This window comes from Granulicella sibirica (assembly GCF_004115155.1).
GTDB classification, from domain to species: domain Bacteria; phylum Acidobacteriota; class Terriglobia; order Terriglobales; family Acidobacteriaceae; genus Edaphobacter; species Edaphobacter sibiricus.
Map to the genome: position 1 here is coordinate 187,948 of NZ_RDSM01000003.1, position 18,624 is coordinate 206,571.

An 18,624-nucleotide genomic window follows, 5' to 3' on the forward strand; every position below is an offset into this window, starting at 1 on the left:
GATGTCTACACCGCGCCGCGTTCTCTTCGATACCGATCCCTCGCCTGATGATGCAGTTGCTTTTCTGGCCGCGCTCGCCTCGCCTGATGAGCTTGACGTGCTTGGGATCACGACTGTGGCGGGGAATGTTCCGCTTGAGCTTACGACAAAGAATGCGCTGAAGGCTCTCGAACTTGGGCGGCGAACCGGTGTTCCTGTTTATGCCGGGGCGTCCGCGCCTTTGGTCCGCAAGCTCGTTACGGCAGAGCACGTTCATGGCCGGACCGGATTTGATGGCTACGACCTGCCGGAGCCCACGATGCGGCCACAGGCGGCCTTTGCGCCGGATGCGATTGTCGATCTCGTGATGAGCCTTCCGGCGCGCACAGTTACGCTTTGCTGCGTGGCTCCGCTTACAAACATTGCGCTTGCGATGGCGCGGGAGCCACGTCTCGCTGAGTATCTCGAAGGCATCGTGCTGATGGGTGGGTCGATGTCCGAGGCTGGGAATATCACACCCGCTGCGGAGTTCAACTTCTATGTCGATCCCGAGGCTGCCGCGCGGGTTTTTGGAAGCGGCGCGCCGATTACGATGATTCCGCTCGATTGCACGCACCAGGCCCTCATTACAGATGCACGTCTTGAGATGCTGCGCAAAGCCGGAACGCCAGTTGGCGACGCTTTCTATCATCTGCTCGAGTTCAACAAGCGCTTCGATCGGAGTAAGTACGGCTGGGCCGGCGGCCCGCTGCATGATGCTACCGTGACGGCTTACCTGCTGCAGCCGGATATCTTCGAGGGGCGGCACGTGCATGTCGATATCGAATGCAGTAGTGTGCTCACGCTGGGTGCAAGCGTGGTGGACTGGTGGGGCGTGACGGATAAGACGCCGAACGTGACCGTGCTGAGAAGCATGGATGCGGATCGTTACTTCGAGCTTATCTTCGGGCGGCTGCTTCGGTTGTAGGAGTTAGTTGACGGGCCAAGATCCAACAAAGATGCCTCCCGCGAAGTTAGCGCGGGAGGCATCTTTGCGTGGCCTGCTGTTGAGTTGTGCCTAGAACTTATAGGCGAAGGAGAACTGAAGTACGCGTGGAGGCGTGGACTGGTTGACGGCGGTCAGGGTCTGGAAGCCACCTGCGCCGTTGTTCGGCGTAAGCGTGCAGGTCTGGTTGATGGTCTTGCCGTCTCCGCAGGTTGCGCCGCTGGCCAGGTACTGGACCTGGTTGATGCCGCTGCCTGCATAGACGAAGTAGTTGGCTGAGTTGAGAAGGTTGAAGGCCTGGACCTTGAGGGTGATGAAGTTACGTTCGCGGATCTGGAAGGCGCGCTCGATGCCGAGGTCGGTCTCGGTGATCGGTGGTCCGGTGAAGGAATTGAGTCCTTCGCCAGGCGCCAGGCCGTAGCCGGGAGAGTTGCCGCCTACGAGGCCGGCTGCTGTGTTGGCGGTTGATTGCAGGGCTGCGGAATCGTTGAGGGAAGCGCCGAGGGCCGAGGCACCGATGACGCCGGTGTACGGGCGGCCGGAGTTGAGCTGCGTGATCATGCTTACCTTGAAGCCATTGAGGATGGCGCGGGCTGTCTCGCTGCCGCCGGTGAGGACGGGAGAGTAGACACCGGCGATCGAGAGTCGCTGGCGTTGATCGAGGAGAGAAAGACCGTGGGTCTGGTTGAGGGCGAACTGGTTGTAGAAGTCGACGCCGCTCTGCGTGCTCTTGGCCCAGGTGTAGGAGACGATGACGTTCGCGCCCCTGGCGACCTGGCGGTTGAACTGCACGAAGAGCGAGTTGTAGTTATTGATGCCGGGGCTAATGAGGGCGTTGATCTGTCCTACGCTCGAGCTGATGAGGCCTTCCTGGAGGAGGTTGCTATCGAGGTTCGGAGCTGTGACGCTGGTGCCGTTTGGCAGCATGTACTGCGTTGTTCCGGTGGGCTGCTTGAGGTTCTCGTCATAGGCTGTCGAGGAGGTGAGGTGCATGCCGTGCGACCAAAGGCTTCCAACGGTAAGGATGGTTCCCTTGGCGATCTCCTGGTCGATCTGGAGGCTCGAGTTGATGACCGAGGGAGTTTTGTAGTTGCTGGCCACGGTGACGATATTTCCGCCGGTGCTGAAGAGCGGGCTTGAGGCTGGGAGCGCGGCGGGATAGGCGGGACTCTGGTTGGCCGCGATGGTTGCGGTGCTGAAGTCGAGCAGTGTCAGGCCTTTTTGCGAGATGCCGTTTTGTTGCGTGGAGTTCTGATAGTTGCCGCCGACGAAGATCTCGTAATAGAGACCGATGCCTCCGCGGACGACGGTCTTCTCGAAGGGCGAGTAGGAGAAGCCAAGCCTTGGGGAGACGCGCTCGTACTGATTGTGGAAGACCTGGGTGGCGGGGAGCGCGGGATTGCCGGCCGGGTTCGGATACTTCTGGAAGTCTTCGCGGATGCCGCCTGTGAGCGTGAGGTTTGGAAGGACGTGGTAGGTGTCGTTGACGAAGAAACCCATGAAGGGATCGCTGAAGTTGTACTTCGGATCGCCGGAGGTCTGCTCGAAGATGTTCCACTTACCGAGAGCGAAGGCCTGCGGGCTGAGGAAGATGTACTGGCCGAAGAATGCGCCGGGATTGTTATTCGAGATGGTGTCGTAGTTGAGGCTGTAGCCGGCGTCGAACTGGTTCTTTCCATGCAGCCAGGTGAGGTGATCGGCGAACTGCGTCTGGTACTCGCGCAGGTTGTTATAGGAGAAAGTCGCGTTGCCGAGGAGGATGGTCTGGGGCGACGTGAGGATCATCTCGGGGCTGGTGGTGGAGCCGGCGAGCCCAGAGGGGTTATAAAGCTGCTCGTCGCGGGCGTAGCTGACGTAGGCATCATTCACGAGTGAAGGGGTGAAGGTGTGGGTGAGGTGGACGGTGCCTACGTGATCGCGCACGCCGTTGTCGGCGAGGAGTTCGGTGCCGGCGAAGGACTCGGGGCTGAAGGTGATGATGCCGCCGGGGGATTGGAAGTGGTTGTAGTTATAAAGGACGGTGAGGTGGGTCTTGTCGCTGAACTGCCAGTCGAACTTGGGGAAGAACTCGTAGTCGTCGCGACGGCGGGCGCGCGGGCCGAGGTTGCTGTGGATGACGTTGAGCGCGTTCGAGACGCCCTGGAGATAGATTGGGTTCGTGGGGTTGGCGGTGGCCTGGTCCTGCGAGATGGTGGAGGCTACGGGGTAGTGGCTGTTGGGAGCGGGCAGCGTGGTGCCGAGAGGGACGCCGAAGGTGGTCTCATTGGTTGCGGCCTGGCCTGCGTTTACGGCGTAGAGGGGGTCCTTATGCCTCTGCTGCTCGTAGTCGAAGTAGAAGAACATCTTGTCCTTCTTGATGGGCCCGCCGATGTCGGCTCCGAACTGCTGGAGGACGTTGACGGGCTTCGGGTTGCCGGCGCCTTTGTCGACTGCGTCGTTGGCCCCGGTGCCGGAGTTGCGGTTGTAGTAGAAGGCATCGCCATGCCAGGTGTTTGTGCCGGATTTGGTTACGGTATTGATGAAGCCCGCGCCTGCTCCGCCGTAGCCGGCGTTGTAGACGTTGGGCTGAACCTGGAACTCCTGGATGGACTGCAGGCCGAAGACATACGGGATGCGGGTGAAGCCGCGGTTGTCGCCGTAGTAGTAGCTGGTCGAGTCGGAGCCATCGACGGTGAAGGAGCTTGAGCCGTTCGCGTTGGAGGCTCCGCCGGCGGTGTTGTTATAGCCGGAGAGATCGCCGCCGGACTGGCCGGCAAAGCTGATGTGGCCAAACTGCCCATCCGAGGTGACGTTCGGGGTGAGTAGGACGAGATCCGTATAACGGCGTCCGCTCAAGGGGAGACCATCGATTGTTGTTTTCTGGACGAGGGTGCCGACGGTGGTGTCGGTCGGGTTGAGGGCCGAGCCCTCGTCGCTCTGGACGACGACCATCTCGCTGACCTGGCCGAGGGCGAGGGTTGCGCCTGCGTCGGTCGTGTGGCCGACACCGACGACGAGGCCTTTTGTCTCGGATGTCTTGAAGCCCTGGGACGTGAAGGAGACGTCGTAGGTGCCAATCTTGAGGGCGGGGAAGCTGAAGCTTCCGCTGCCGTTCGTGGTCGAGGTGACGCGCTCGCCGGTTGCTTCATTCACGGCGACAACGCCTGCGTTCACGACCACATTTCCGGATGGATCGCGAACGACGCCGGTGAGTGATCCGGTCGATACTGCATTTTGTGCATAGGTGAAACAGGAGGAAGCTGCGATAAGCCCAAGGACAAGGCCGAGGCGCTTTGGAGCGGAAGGTCGAATCAATGAAGTCTCCGGTAAGCTGCTAAGGACGATCTCTGCACATCGTGGAAGAGCGTCGGATACGCCAGGCGGAAGCGCCTTCCGGGCCCACAACAATCGAAGAGCGAATGACCGATGGATTTCCCTTGAGGCTCGGCTCAGGAACTCGGCTCAAATGGAGAAGTGTTGCCATACTGTAAATCAACTTCGCGCGCCGACTCAAGCGAATTCACGTGTGCGTCATGACGTACGACAGGAGAGTATGCTCTTGAAACCCACTGCCCCGCGACGACCCGTTCTCATCGATACGGATACCGCTTCCGATGATGCTGTTGCGCTGATCATGGCGCTTCGCTCGCCCGCCGTTGAGGTGGTGGCGATCACCATCGTGGCGGGGAATGTGCCGGTTGAGCAGGGTGCGCGCAATGCTCTATACACGGCTGAGCTCTGTGGCTCGGACGTGCCCGTGTACGTTGGCGCTTCGAAGCCGATTGTGCGGGATCTCGAATCGGCGGAATGGTTTCATGGGCTTGATGGGCTTGGCGATCATGGATATGCTCCGGCTCGCCGTACGCCCGAGACGATGCATGCGGTCGATGCCATCATTGCGGCGGCTCATCAACATCCGGGACTCGAGGTGATTACGCTCGGGCCGCTGACCAACCTTGCCCTTGCGCTGCATCGGGATCCTTCGATCGTGAGCCGTATCAGCCGGTGTGTCGTGATGGGTGGGGCGCCGTGCTGCGAGGGGAACGTTACGCCTGCCGCGGAGTTCAACATCTGGGTCGACCCGGAGGCGGCGCGGATGGTGTTTGCCTCCGGACTGCCGATCGAGATGATCGGATGGCAGCTTTCGCGGGATGAGGCGGTGCTTAGTGCGGACGATATTGCCCGGATCCTGGCAATTGGGACGCCGCTTGCGTCGTTCGCGATTCAGAGCAACAGCGTGGCTGCCGGTGCTTACGAAGAGCAGACCGGTGAGCCGGGGATCTCGCTCCCGGATCCTATCGCGATGGCAGTTCTGCTCGAGCCCGGACTCAGCCTTTCGGCCAGCTCCCATGCCGTGCAGATCGAGACGATCAGCCCGTTGACGCGGGGGATGACGGTCGTGGACAAGCTGAATGTCTCGGGTGATCAGAGGAATGCCAGCGTCTGGGCTGCGAGCGGTAGGGCTGAGATCTGCTGGAAGCTGGATGTTCCCGGGTGGAAGGCTGCGCTTGAGCGAAGCCTTCGTTAGGCGGCCTGTGCACTATACCGGGCGTATAGCGCGAAAATTATGGGGGAGATGTCCCTTCCTCGTCAACGCATCTCGGAATGGGAGCGATTTAGCTGGATGCCTCCTGGCGGGATTTGAGCGATAATCCTCGGTAGAGCATTTCAAGATGCCGCCGGTTCGGCAACGATGGTCGGTTTCACCCCTTATAGGCGAGGTCAGTATGAACAACAGAATCTTCAGGATGCTCACGGGAGCATCTGCCGCAGTAGTTTGTTGCGTGTCGGTTAGCGGGGCGCAGACGGTGACCGGTACTGTAACCGGTATGGTGAGCGATCCCAGTGGGGCGGTGATCGCGGGCGCGCGGATCGTGGCGCACAACGTGGATACGGGCGTTGACTCGCCGGCCAAGTCGGATGCGGCGGGGCTTTATCGCATCGCCTTCCTGCCCATCGGTCACTACACGGTCGCGGTAAGTGCGACCGGCTTCGGCAACCAGAATATCCCGCAGTTCACGCTCGAAGCGCTCCAGACGACCACGTTCAACGTGAAGCTCACGGTGGGTGGGTCCGAGACCACGGTCAACGTCTCCGAAGCCGCCGAGATCCTCGACACCAACGATGCAACGCTGAGCGGCACCTTTACCGCCAACACCATCCAGAACTTTCCCCTCAACGGTCTCGACTTCTCCGCGCTCACGCTTTATCTCCCCGGCTCGGTCAGCACCTACGGGACGAGTGGCACGACGAGCATCGAGCGCAGCCTCAACAACAACGACACCGTGAATTTGAACGGAAACCGCGCCCAGGCGAACAACTTCACCCTGGACGGCATCGACGACAACGAGACCTTCAACAACCTCATCGCCTACAGCCCCGCGCCTGAATCGCTCCAGGAGATCAAGGTCCTCACCGCCAACTCCCCTGCCGACTATGGCAACGTCAACGGCGGAGGCATCGTCAGCATCCTTAAGAGCGGGACGAATGCCTTCCACGGCTCTGCCTACGGCTATGTGCAGGACTATCGCACCAACGCCAACTCTTATGGCAACAAGCATGGTCAGCCCATCGTTGCGATCAACCCCTACTCCCAGTCTCAGTTCGGCGGAACCTTCGGCGGTCCGATCAAGCGCGACAAGCTTTTCTTCTTTGTCGACTACCTTGGCTCCCGCTATCACAAGGGCGGAACCGGGCAGGCGAGCGTCTTCTCCCAAGCGATGCGTAACGGCGACTTCTCCGCGCTGCTTGCGGGAAGCAATCCCATCCAGCTCTATGACTCCGAAAACAACTACGCTCCCTACACGGGTAACCTCGGCGTTCCCGTCGTCAACCCGGTAGCCAAGTACCTGTTCGCTCATCCTGAGCTTTATCCCCTGCCGAACGCGACCGCTTCGGACGGTATCGTCGAGAATAACTTCCAGGGACCGACGCGCAGCTATAAGGCCAACAACCAGGGCGACGTCAAGATCGAGTACGATCCTCGCCCCTCCGACAAGATCACGGGCTTTTATTCGATGTCGACCGCCTACGATGGATCGACCGCGCTTCTGCCCGTCAGCTTTCCCGGCGTCAGCATCTACCCAAGCAGGCTCTTCGGGGCTAACTGGGTTCACATCTTCTCGCCGTCCATCGTGAACTCCGCCCGCGCCGGCTTCACTCGCACGGACTGGAACCAGGGCGCCCCGCAGGATCCTACCGGCCTGTTCGGGACGAAGGGTAATGCCGTGGTGGGTATCTCGTTTCCCAACCAGACTTTCAACGGATTCTCCAGCCAGAACATCAACGGCCTCAGCAGCGTCGGAACGGCGGCCTTCGACGGCGGCCTTATCGATAACACCTTCAGCTACGTCGACAACATTACCTGGCAGCGCGGCAAGCACACGATCACGGCGGGCATCCAGGCGCTTCGCTACCAGAACAACTATCCGACGAGCAACAACAACGGCTACCTGGGCAACATCGGCTACGGTGGCGGCTTCACCAGCAACCCAAACCTCAGCAATGCCCCAGGGTACGGCGGAGCCGACTTTCTGCTCGATCGCGTCTCCTCCGCCGCAGTCACGCTTGGCAGCGTCAACGTGGGCCAGAGGCAGTGGCGCACCGCAGGTTTCGTAAGCGACGACTTCAAAGCGATGCCGAATCTTACGATCAACATCGGCATTCGCTACGAGTACGACCAGCCGTGGCTCGAATCCAACAACAAGACCGGCAACGTCGATATCGCGACGGGCCAGGTTCAGTATGCCGGGAGCGTGCCCGTCGGCGCACCGGTGGGTTCCGGAATCTGCAGCACGCGCGCCTGCTATGACGGCAACCACACCCAGATCATGCCTCGCGTCGGCTTCTCGTACCAGGGCAACAGCCGTTTCGTTGTCCGCGGCGGCTATGGAGCGACCAGCTTCTACGAAGGCAACTCCTCGAACCAGCGGCTTACCTCGATCACGCCGTTCATCCAGGCTGTCAACGTCAACGTGGTGACTCCCACGGTTGCCAACGCCGGCGCTCCTCGCACCGCGGAGCAGGGCTTTACCGGCGGCACAACCCAGTACGGCGGAACCTTCAACGTCTACCCCAAGAACATCCAGCCGGCCTATGTTCAGGAGTACAACCTCACCACCGAGTATGCGGTGACCCGCAGCCTCTCGCTGCAGGTGGGTTACCTCGGTGAGGGCGGTCAGCACATCGAAGACTACGGCAACCTCAACCAGTACAAGGTCAACGGAGACCCAACCTCCGCTCCCTACTACAACAACCAGTACATCGGCGTGAACGCAGCCGACCCGTCGATCAGCATTGGAAGCAACCCGCTGTTGATTACCGAGTCCCGTGCCGCCATGAACTACAACGCACTCCAGGCTGTCCTTCGCCAGCGCACCACGCACGGCCTCGAGTTCACCCTCAACTACACGTACGGCAAGGCCCTTACGAACAGCCTCGGCAACTATAGCCTCAACGTCGCTGGGTACGGCAGCGCCGGAGCCTTCCAGGATTACTACAACAGTGCCGCGGACTGGGGTCCTGCCGGATACGACATCCGCCATAACTTCAGCGGCAATGGCGTCTACGCCCTTCCCGTGGGACGGGGCAAGGACTACTTCTCGCACGTCAACCGCGTCGTCGACGAGGCCATCGGCGGCTGGAAGCTGGCGGTCGCGGGCGTTGCCTATACGGGCTTTCCGGGCACCGTCACCGGTCCGGGAAACAACTCAAGCGGTTACGGAACCACCCGGCCGAACCAGTACCGCGCGCTCAAGATCGTAAACCGGTCCTTGGATCACTGGTTCGGAACTGACCCGTCGGCGACACCGTGCACCACGCCTGGAGTCGATAACGGTGTCTGCGCCTTCGGGACCCCAGCCAACAACACCTTCGGAACCGCGCGCAACGGCAACGTCCGCGGCCCCGGCTACCTCAACGTCGATATGTCAGCCTTCAAGGATTTTCATACCTTCCGCGAACAGACGATCGGCTTCCGCTTCGATGCCTTCAACGCCTTCAACATCAGCAGCTATGGCAATCCCGACACCGGCCTCACGAGCAGCACCTTCGGGAATGTCTCGAACCAGGGTGTACGGTCGACGGAACGGCATCTGCAGTTTTCGGGCAGCTACCGCTTCTAACTTGTCCTGCAAGGCAACAGCAAACCCGCCGTATCCGTATGTTCTCGGATACGGCGGGTTTCTTTTTCAAGCACGAGATTCTTGTTAGCGGGTGGTGGAGACCTGGTCGGCAGCGGCGGGGGTGTTTACCTGGTTGGCGGCGGGGAGCTTGGTGGTATCCCAGCCGCCGCCGAGGGCCTGGATGAGCTGGACGGCGGCGGTCATCTGGGCGGTGCGGAGGGTGACCTGGGTCTGCTGGTCGGAGAGCAGGGTGGTCTGGGCGGTGATGACGTTGAGGTAGGGGTCGAGGCCGGTCTTGTAGCGATCGGTGGCGATGTTGAGGTAGCGCTGGGCGGCATCTACGGCGACTTGCTGCTGGACGATCTGCTGCGAGTTGATACGGAGGGTGGCGATGTAGTCTTCGACCTGCTGGAAGGCGGTGAGGGTGGTCTGGCGGTAGGCGGCGACGTCGGCGTTGAAGTTGGCGGTGTACTGCGCTACGGTTGCGCGGCGGAGGCCGGCGTCGAAGATGGTCTCGGATGCGGTGGAACCGACGGACCAGAGGAAGGATGGGGCAGAGAAGAGGCTGCCGATGGTGGACGAGGAGAGTCCTCCGGAGCCGGTGAGGGACAGGGTGGGGTAGTAGGCGGCCTGCTCGATGCCGATGATGGCGTTGGCTTCGGCCATAGTGCGCTCGGCGGCGGCGATGTCGGGGCGGCGCTCGAGGAGCTGGGACGGGAGGCCGACGGGGATGGGCGGGAGCGGCGTGGTGAGGTTGCGGACGGGGAGGGAGAAGTCTGAGGCGGGCTTGCCGATGAGGGTGGCGATGGCGTGCTCGTAGATGGCGCGGTTGGTGGCGACACCGGTTCCGGCTTCGACGGCGTTGGCGAGGGTGACTTCGGCCTGGGCGACGGCTTCGGGGCTGTCGATGCCGGTGTCGACGAGGGCCTGGGTGAGCTTGAGGGATTCGCGGTCGGCTGCGATGGTGGCGTCGTAGACCTGCTGGAGGGCGTCCTGACCGCGGAGCTCGAAGTAGAACTCGGCGAGGGAGGCCTGCTCGGAGAGGCGTTCGTTTTCGAGATCGGCGGCGGAGACCTGGGTGGCGTACTGGTACTCGCGGACCTCGTTCTGGATTTTGCCCCAGAGGTCAGGTTCCCAGGAGACGTCGAAGGGGAGGGAGATGGAAGTCGCGGTCGAGCCGCTGCGGGTGGTGGTCGCGGTGGTTGCGGTGCTGTTGAGGTTGGAGAGGGTTCCGGGGGTGTGGGTGCGGGTGTAGTCGGGGGCGACGGCGAGGGTGGGGAAGAAGCTGGAGCGGGCTTCGCGGACCTGGGCGCGGGCGGCGAGGAAGTTCTGGAAGTACTGCTTGATGTTCTGGTTGTTGATGTCGAGCTGGTCTTCGAGGGTGTTGAGCTCGGGCTCTTGGAAGATTTCCCACCACTTGCCTTTGAGGGCGGCGTCGGATGGGTTGGCAGGCTTCCAGGCTCCGTCGGCGGCACCGGTGTAGGCAGTCGGGGAGGACTCCTTGAATGCGGGCGGCGCGGGGGTGACGGGCTTGACGTACTTCGGGCCTACGCGGCAACCGGCGACAGAGAGAGAGACGAGGGAAGCAGCGAGGAGTCTTGAGGCGGGTTTCATGTGTGTTTACCTGGTGGCCGGGCTGGCGTGGAGCGACGGCTCGGGATGCTTGTCGCGGCTGAAGCGCAGCCGGAGATTGTCCATGAAGAGGTAGATCACGGGTGTGGTGTAGAGGGTGAGGACCTGCGAGACGATGAGTCCGCCGATGATGGAGATGCCGAGGGGTCGGCGGAGCTCGGAGCCGATGCCGGTTCCGACGGCGAGGGGCACGGCTCCGAAGAGGGCGGCCATGGTGGTCATGAGGATGGGGCGGAAGCGGAGCATGGAAGCTTCGAAGATGGAGTCGCGGGTGTTCTTGCCCTCGTTGCGCTCGGCGTTGAGGGCGAAGTCGATCATCATGATGGCGTTCTTCTTGACGATTCCGATAAGCAGGATGATGCCGATGATGCTCATGACGTCGAGATCGGAGCCGGTGATGAGGAGGGCGAGCATGGCTCCGATGGAGGCGGAGGGGAGAGTGGAGAGGATGGTGAGCGGGTGGATCAGGCTCTCGTAGAGGATGCCGAGGACGATGTAGACGGCGAGGATCGCTGTGAGGATGAGGTAGGGTTCGGAGCTGAGAGAAGCCTGGAAAGCCTGGAGTGTGCCGGAGAACTCGCCGTGGACGCTGGGAGGGACGCCGAGACGCTGCTGGATCGCTTCGATCTCCTGGGTGGCCTGTCCGAGCGAAAAGCCGGGAGCGAGGTTGAAGGAGACGGTGACGGAGGGAAAGAGCCCGGTGTGATTGACGGAGAGGGGTGAGGTCGACGGGGCGTACTTGACGAGGGCGTCGAGGGGGATGGCTCCGTTGCCGACGGTGGGCACGAGCCAGGTCTGCTTGAGGCCGTCGGGACCGGCCCAGTACTTGGGCGCGACTTCCATGATGACGTAGTACTGGTTGAGTTCGGTGTAGATGGTGGAGACTTCGGCCTGGCCGAAGGCGTCGTAGAGGGCGGTGTCGAGGGATTGTGGCGTGACGCCGAGGCGTGCGGCGGTGGGGCGGTCATAGTCGAGCAGGGCCTGAAGGCCGCGGTTCTGCTGGTCGGTGTTGACGTCCTGGATGCCGGGGGTCTTCTTGAGTTCGGTGACGAGCATGGGGCCGAACTTCTGCAGTTCCTGGGTGGTGTCGGCGGCGAGGGTGTACTGGTACTGGGCGGAGGACTGGCGGCCACCGATGCGGATATCCTGCGCGGCCTGGAGGAAGGTGGCGGCTCCGGAGATGCGGGCGAGTTTGGGCCGGAGGCGGTTGATGATTTCGGCGGCGCTTGCCTTGCGTTCGGAGAGAGGCTTGAGGGCGATAAAGGTGAAGCCGCTGTTCACGGCTCCCTGGCCGCCGGTGAAGGCCATGACGTTGGCGACGCCGGGATCCGACTTGATGACGCTGACGGCCTCGCGGACGGAGGCGCTCATGGCGGTGAAGGAGGTGTCCTGCGGACCCTGCATGCCGCCCATCATGACGCCGGTGTCCTGCTGGGGGAAGAAGCCCTTGGGGACGCGGGCGATGAGGAAGATGTTCAGGCCGAGGGTTCCGAGGAAGACGAGGAGGATGAGGGCGGGGTGATCGAGCGTCCAGGTGAGGGTGACGCGGTAGAAGTTGAGGATGCGGTCGAAGACGCGCTCGGACCAGTTGTAGAGGCGGCCGTGCTGGATCTCCTTCTCCGGCTTGAGCAGCCGGGAGCACATCATCGGGGTCGTGGTTAGGGAGACGACCATGGAGACCAGGATGGCTGCCGAGAGCGTGATGGCGAACTCGCGGAAGAGGCGGCCGATGATGCCGCCCATCAAGAGCAAGGGGATAAAGACGGCGATGAGGGAGATGGAGATGGAGAAGACGGTGAAACCGATCTCCTCGGCTCCTTTGAGGGCTGCTTCGATGGGGTGGAAGCCCTCTTCGAGGTGGCGGGTGATGTTCTCCATGACGACGATGGCGTCGTCGACGACGAAGCCGCTGGCGATGGCGAGGGCCATGAGCGAGAGGTTGTCGATGGAGAAGCCGCAGAGGTACATCACTGCGCAGGTGCCGATAAGGGAGACAGGTACGGCGACAGCGGGGATGAGGGTGGCTCGGCCGTTGCGGAGGAAGATGAAGACGATGCCGATGACGAGGAAGACGCTGATGACAAGGGTGATCTCGATGTCGTTGACGGAGGCGCGAATGGTCGTCGTGCGATCGACGACGGTGATGATGTGCTGGCCCGAGGGGATGGTCGCCTGAAGGGAGGGAATCGCCGCCTTGATTCCATCGACGGTGGTGATGATGTTGGCGCCGGGCTGGCGGAAGATGATGATGTTCACGCCGGGCTTGCCGTTGAGATAGCCGGCCTGTCGCATACTCTGCTGCGAGTCGACGACGTCGGCGACATCCTGGAGGCGGACGGCAGCCCCGTTGTGATAGCCGACGATGAGGGGCTTGTAAAACTCGGCTTTGGAGATCTGATCGTTGGCGAGGATGTCGATGGTGGTGTCGCCGTTCGAGATCTGACCCTTGGCGGTGTTGGCGTTCTGGGCGGCGATGGCGGATTGAACGGTCTGGAGGCCGATCCCGTAGCTGGCGAGCTGGTTGGGGTTGAGCTCGACGCGGACGGCTGGGAGCGATGCTCCGACGACAGTGACCTGACCGACCCCGGTGATCTGGGAGATACGCTGCTCGATGACGGTGGAGGCTTCGTCGTAGAGGGCAGGGACGTCGTACACGTCGGACTGGACGCCGAGGACCATGATGGGCGAGTCGGCAGGATTGACCTTGCGGTAGGTGGGGTTCGCAGGGAGGTTGGCGGGAAGGTAAGTGCGAGCAGCGTTGATGCCGGCCTCTACGTCGCGGGCGGCTCCGTCGATGTTGCGGGAGAGATCAAATTGGAGGGTGACGCTGGTAGTGCCGATGGCCGACGACGAGGTCATCTCGGTGACGCCGGCGATGTGGCCGAACTGACGCTCGAGCGGGGTGGCGATGGAACTCGCCATGATGTCGGGGCTCGCGCCTGGGAGGGCGGCGGCGACGGTGATGGTGGGGAAGTCCACCTGCGGCAGCGGGGAGACGGGAAGGACGTTGAAGGCGATGATGCCGGCGAGGGCAACGGCGATGGTGAGGAGCGTTGTCGCTACAGGGCGATCGATGAAGAGGCGGGAGGGGTTCATACCGCCTCCGGCTGCTGTTCGGGCTGGGCTACTGTTGTCTTCGATGGGCGCTTGCCGGAGATACGGGCGCTGAGGTTGTCGAAGAAGATGTAGATGACGGGCGTGGTGTAGAGGGTGAGGACCTGCGAGAAGATGAGGCCGCCAACCATCGCGACGCCGAGGGGTTTGCGCAGCTCGGAGCCGATGCCGGACCCGAAGGCGAGTGGGATGCCTGAGAGCAGGGCAGCCATGGTGGTCATGAGGATGGGCCTGAAGCGGAGGATGGCCGCCTGATAGATGGCGTCCGTCGCGTTGAGGCCGTGGTGTCGCTCGCCTTCGAGGGCGAAGTCGACCATCATGATGCCGTTTTTCTTAACGATGCCTATGAGCAGGATGATTCCGATGATGCCGACGATGTCGAGATCGAGGTTGAAGAGACGAAGAGCGAGGAGGGCTCCGACACCGGCCGACGGAAGTGTTGAGAGGATGGTGATCGGATGGATGAAGCTCTCGTAGAGGACACCGAGGACGATGTAGACGGTGACGAGGGCTGCGAGGACGAGGATGGCCTCGTTCGAGAGGGAGCCTTCGAAGGCCGCGGCGGTGCCCTGGTAGTTGGCGACGACGCTCGGCGGGAGATCCGACTTGGCGAGGACCTCGTTGATGGCCGTGAGGGCCTGGCCGAGGGAGTAGCCGGTGTTGAGGTTAAACGAGATGGTGACCGCAGGGAACTGGCCCTGGTGATTGATCGAGAGCGCCTGGCTCTTCGATTCGAAGTGGGTGAAAGCGCTGAGCGGGACGGGGACGGAGGCGGTTGCCGTGGCTCCGGTCGCGCTTGTGGCTGCCGTGCCTCCGCCGCCAGATGAGGTGGAGGATGCGGTGCGACTGGTTCCGCTGGTGGAGGTGTTGTTTGCCGATGAGGTGCCGGTGGTGGTGCTGGCGCTCGAGATTACGTTCGAGCTTGTGCTTCCGCTGGAGGTAAGGGCGGAGGTGTTGCTTGAGGTGGTGGTGGCGTTCGAGGAGGACGCGTTGTTGGTGACGGCGTTCGAGTTCGAGTTGGTGGAGATGCCGGAGGTGGTGGTGGGGGTGAGGAGCGAGGTGGTTGTGGAGCTTGCGTTTCCGGCTCCTGCGGAGGATCCCTGGGTGGTGGCGGCGGTGGCTCCGACGGTTCCGGTTCCGGAGCTTGTGCCCTGGATGTAGATGTCGTGGAGACGCTCGGGCGTGAGCTGGAAGCGGGGATCGGTTTCGAGGATGACGTGGTACTGGTTCAACTGCGTGTACATCGTGTTGATCTGGCGCTGACCGAAGGCATCGTAGAGGGTGTTGTCGATGGCGTTCGGGGTGATGCCGAAGCGGGACGCGGTGGCGCGGTCGATGACGAGGGATTCGGCTTTGCCTCCAAGCTGCTGGTCGGTGACGACGTCAGCAAGCTGGGGGAGCTGCTTGAGACGGGCGACGACCTTGGCGGATACCTGGTCGAGCTCGGTCTGGCTTGGATCTTCAATCGTGTACTGGTACTCGGTGCGGCTGACGCGATCGTCGACGGTGAGGTCCTGGATCGGCTGCATGTAGAGCTTGATGCCGTCGACTTTTTCGAGATTGGGACCGAGACGGTCGATCACCTCGGTGGCGGAGATGCCACGGTCTTCGAGAGGCTTGAGATTGATCTGGATGCGGCCGCTGTTGAGGGTGGTGTTCGTTCCGTCGGGACCGATGAAGGAGGAGATGGAGTCGACGGCGGGATCCTGCAGGATGACTTTGCCGAGCTCCAACTGGCGCTTGGACATGGCGTCGAAGGAGATGGAGGCTGAGGCCTGGGTGATGCCCTGAATGATGCCGGTGTCCTGGGTGGGGAAGAAGCCCTTGGGGATGGTGATGTAGAGAACGACGGTGAGGATGAGGGTCGCAAGGGCGACGAGGAGGGTGAGGGTCTGGAAGCGCAGCACGAACTGCAGGGTGCGCCCATAGAAGTCGATGATGGATTCGAAGATGTGCTCGGAAACCTTGTAGAAGCGGCTCTGCTTCTCGGGCGGGGTGTAGGTGAGCAGGCGGGCCGACATCATCGGGGTAAGGGTGAGGGAGACGAAGGCCGAGATGAGGATTGTGACGGCGAGGGTGACGGCGAACTGGCGGAAGAGGCGTCCGGCGATGTCTCCCATAAAGAGGAGCGGTATCAGGACGGCGATGAGGGAGACGGTGAGCGAGAGGATGGTGAAGCCGATCTGCTCGGCGCCCTTGAGGGCGGCCTCCATGGGTTCTTCGCCCTCTTCGATGTAGCGGGAGATGTTCTCGATCATGACGATGGCATCGTCCACCACGAAGCCGGTGGAGATGGTGAGAGCCATCATGCTGAGGTTGTTGAGCGAGTAGCCGAAGAGGTACATCACGCCGAGCGTGCCGACGAGCGAGAGAGGCACGGCGATCGACGGAATGATGGTGGCGGAGATGGAGCGCAGAAAGAGGAAGATGACCATCACGACGAGGGCGATGGTGAGCATGAGCTCGAACTCGACGTCCTTGACGGAGGCGCGGATGGCGGTGGTGCGGTCGGTGACGATCTGGACGTGGACCGACTGGGGGAGGGTTGTCTCGAGCTGGGGCAGGAGGCGCTGGATAGAATCGACGACCTGGATGGTGTTGGCACCGGGCTGGCGCTGGATGTTGACGATGACGGCGGGAGTCGCGTTATTCCAGGCGGCGAGCTTATTGTTCTCGACACCGTCGAAGATGCGGGCGACCTGCGGAAGAAGGACGGGGGCTCCGTTGCGGTAGGCGACTACGACCTGCTTGTAGTCGTCGCTTGAGAGGAGCTGGTCGTTCGCGTTGATGGTGTAGTCCTGCGTGGGGCCGTCGAAGTTACCCTTGGCGGAGTTGAGCGAGTTGCTGGTGAGGGCGTTGCGGAGGTCTTCGAGGTTGATGCCGTAGTTCGAGAGGGCGGTGGGGTTGGCCTGGATGCGGACGGCGGGCTTCTGGCCACCGGAGATGGAAACAAGACCGACTCCGGAGATCTGGGAGATCTTGGGGGAGAGGCGGGTGTCTGCGAGGTCTTCGACCTGCGAGAGAGGGATCTCATTCGAGGTGAGGGCGAGGGTGAGGACGGGGGCGTCGGCGGGGTTCGACTTCGAGTAGATGGGTGGGGCGGGGAGGTTCGCGGGAAGGTAGCTCTGGCCGGCGTTGATGGCGGCCTGCACCTCTTGTTCAGCCACGTCGATATCGAGCGTGAGCTGGAACTGCATCACGATGACGGAGACACCACCGGCAGAGGTGGAGGTCATCTGGGAGAGGCCGGCGACCTGGCCGAACTGGCGCTCGAGCGGGGCGGTGACGGCGGAGGCGACTACGTCCGGACTGGCTCCGGGGTAGAAGGTGAGGACCTGCATGGTCGGATAGTTGACTTCAGGCAGTGCGGAGACGGGAAGCTGGAAGTAGGCCACGCCGCCGGCGAGAAAGATGGCGACCATGAGGAGAGCGGTCGCGACCGGGCGAAGGATAAAAGGGCGTGATGGGTTCATTTGCCCGGTGTCCCAGTCTGCGCGCCGGCGTTCGCGGAGTTCTTCGTTCCGGAGCTGCTGCCGTTGATCTGGACCTTGGTTCCTCCTTCGAGCCGGTCAAAGCCGCTGGTCGCCATGGTGAGATTGGGACCGATGCCTTGGACGGCGGTATTGGTGTCGTCGCTGGTGAGGACGGTGATGGGCTGCACGGCGACGGTGCCAGAGCTATTGGGGCCTGACTTGACGGCGTAGACGAACGACGCGGTTCCGTTATGCTGGACGGCGGCGGAGGGGATGAGGGTCGTGTTCTGCAGGGTGCGGACGTGGAGTCGCGCGTTGACGAACTGGTTCGGGTAGAGCTGGGACTGGGCGTTGGGGAAGCTGGCGCGGAACTTGACGGTTCCGGTGGTGGTGTCGATCTGGTTGTTCAGCGAGGTGAGCTTGCCGATGTCGAGGCGATTGTCGTTGGAGCGGTCGAAGGCGTCGACGGCGAGTTCACTGCGGCCGTGAAGCTGAGCCTGGACGCTGGGAAGGTCGTCTTCGGAGACGTTGAAGACGACGGTGATGGGCTGGACCTGAGTGATCACGACGAGGGTGGAACTCGATCCGGAGAAGATGGTGTTGCCGGGATCGACGAGGCGGAGGCCTACACGGCCCGTGATCGGCGCGACGATATGGCAGTAGCTGAGCTGGACGCGATCGGATTCGACGGTGCCCTCGTCTGCCTGGACGGTGCCTTCGTACTGGAGCACGGTCTGCTCCTGATCCTCAACCTGCTGGCGGGCGATGGCGTTGCGGGCGAAGGCGTCCTTGTAGCGGGCGTAGTCGATGCGGGCTTCGGCGAGGACTCCCTGATCGTGCTTGAGGGTGCCGAGGGCCTGGGTGAGGGCGGCTTCGTAGGGACGGGGATCGATCTCGACGAGGGCGTCGCCCTTGTGGACGAGCTGGCCTTCGCGGTAGTGGACCGCCATGACGCGGCCAGTGATCTGGCTATAGATGGTGACGGTGTTGGTGGGGGTGACGGTGCCGAGGGCGTCGACATAGATGTTCATGTTGCCGGTCTTCGACTGGGCCACCGTGATGGCGGCGGGGCCGTTCTGTCCTCGGCCGCCGGCTGCCGGGGCCTTGGCTGCGCCCGCGGCGGGCTCTTTTCTGGAGCGGTAGACGATAAATGCCGCAATGAGTAGGATGGCGAGCGTGATCCAGATCCAGAGATGTCGTCGCTTGCGGTGCTCAGGTGGCGTGGTGTTGTGCTCGACGAAGGAAGTACCGAGGTTACTTGCGGTTTGTGCTTCGAAGGATTCGCCGAGTTCCGGGCCGTCTGCCGGTTTACTACCTTGTTGCTGATCCATTCTGATCC

General features: G+C 62.2%; 8 protein-coding genes. 3 read left to right on the forward strand and 5 right to left on the reverse strand.

The window, feature by feature from the left end:
* The first annotated feature begins 1 nt into the window (after nt 1).
* The gene (locus GRAN_RS17650) at nt 2–946 is read left to right on the forward strand and encodes a nucleoside hydrolase (protein ID WP_128914374.1); all 945 of its coding nucleotides are present in this window, start codon (nt 2–4) and stop codon (nt 944–946) included.
* Between the two features lie 90 nt (nt 947–1,036).
* On the opposite strand, the gene GRAN_RS17655 is transcribed toward GRAN_RS17650, so the two are convergent.
* Nucleotides 1,037–4,258, reverse strand: a complete 3,222-nt coding sequence (locus GRAN_RS17655; protein ID WP_128914375.1) for a TonB-dependent receptor — start codon at nt 4,256–4,258, stop codon at nt 1,037–1,039.
* Nucleotides 4,259–4,502: 244 nt separating this feature from the next.
* Here GRAN_RS17655 and GRAN_RS17660 point away from each other — a divergent pair, with 244 nt between their 5' ends.
* Together GRAN_RS17660 and GRAN_RS17665 are read left to right on the forward strand one after the other, a co-directional pair.
* Nucleotides 4,503–5,471: a nucleoside hydrolase gene (locus tag GRAN_RS17660; protein WP_206662801.1), complete on the forward strand. Its 969-nt coding sequence runs from the start codon at nt 4,503–4,505 to the stop codon at nt 5,469–5,471.
* Between the two features lie 199 nt (nt 5,472–5,670).
* Entirely contained in the window at nt 5,671–9,066 is a 3,396-nt protein-coding gene (locus tag GRAN_RS17665) for a TonB-dependent receptor (RefSeq protein ID WP_128914377.1), read from the forward strand.
* Between the two features lie 84 nt (nt 9,067–9,150).
* Here GRAN_RS17665 and GRAN_RS17670 read toward each other — a convergent pair whose 3' ends face one another.
* Genes GRAN_RS17670 through GRAN_RS17685 form a run of 4 tightly spaced genes read right to left on the reverse strand, consistent with a single transcriptional unit; the run spans nt 9,151 to nt 18,616 of the window.
* On the reverse strand, nt 9,151–10,680 hold the full coding sequence (locus tag GRAN_RS17670; protein WP_128914378.1) for an efflux transporter outer membrane subunit: 1,530 nt from the start codon (nt 10,678–10,680) through the stop codon (nt 9,151–9,153).
* Nucleotides 10,681–10,686: 6 nt separating this feature from the next.
* Nucleotides 10,687–13,794, reverse strand: a complete 3,108-nt coding sequence (locus tag GRAN_RS17675) for an efflux RND transporter permease subunit (RefSeq protein WP_128914379.1) — start codon at nt 13,792–13,794, stop codon at nt 10,687–10,689.
* Complete coding sequence (locus GRAN_RS17680; RefSeq protein WP_128914380.1) at nt 13,791–17,285, reverse strand: efflux RND transporter permease subunit; 3,495 nt, start codon at nt 17,283–17,285, stop codon at nt 13,791–13,793. Before GRAN_RS17680 ends, GRAN_RS17675 begins: the two co-directional genes overlap by 4 nt.
* Entirely contained in the window at nt 17,282–18,616 is a 1,335-nt protein-coding gene (locus tag GRAN_RS17685; protein WP_128914381.1) for an efflux RND transporter periplasmic adaptor subunit, read from the reverse strand. Before GRAN_RS17685 ends, GRAN_RS17680 begins: the two co-directional genes overlap by 4 nt.
* Between the last annotated feature and the right edge of the window lie 8 nt (nt 18,617–18,624).